The 616-nt window shown below is 62.8% G+C and carries 1 protein-coding gene; it reads left to right on the top strand.

What is annotated here, in order from left to right:
* On the top strand, positions 1-461 hold a 461-nt coding region (locus tag CVA01_RS14790; RefSeq protein ID WP_141331841.1), incomplete at its 5' end, for a transposase.
* Positions 462-616: the final 155 nt, after the last annotated feature.

Raw genomic sequence — 616 nt, 5'->3', positions numbered from 1 at the left:
AGCGTGAGTCCATCGCCGGCCAGGTTGAGGAGATGCTCGACGAGTTCCCTCTTGCACAGGTCTTGATGTCCATGCCGGGAGTCGGCATCAAGACCGCCGCGAACATCCTCCTGGCCGTCGGCGACTGCTCCGACTTCCCCGATGCCGCCCACCTGGCTGCCTATGCCGGGATTGCCCCGGTGACGAGACGCTCAGGAACATCGATCAGAGGTGAGTTCCCGGCCAGGTCAGGTAACAAGAGACTCAAGAACGCCCTGTTCAGATCCGCGTGGGTCGCATCGAACTGCCACCCCGCATCCAAGACCTACTACGAGAAGAAACGGGCCGAGGGCAAGCGACACAACGCTGCGGTGATGTGCCTGGCCCGGCGGCGGTGCAACGTCATCTTCGCGATGCTCACCAACGGTGAGTTCTTCCGGGAGCTGCCCGCACGGCCAGCCGGGGAGTCCGTTGCTGCCTAGATTGTCGAGCTGAATCCCTACCGCCCGCAGGTCAGGCGTTCCTCCGTAACAACCGGTGGAACGTCTACGCCCGCATGTTCGACCACCCTCACCCCGGGAGGGCTACACAGGCCAGGGAAAAGACGGGTCGAGGGGTTGACAATCTACATAGGGAC

Source organism: Corynebacterium variabile, assembly GCF_006539825.1.
In the GTDB taxonomy this organism is placed as follows: Bacteria; Actinomycetota; Actinomycetes; order Mycobacteriales; family Mycobacteriaceae; genus Corynebacterium; species Corynebacterium variabile.
This window is presented reverse-complemented; position numbering and strand designations above follow the sequence as displayed.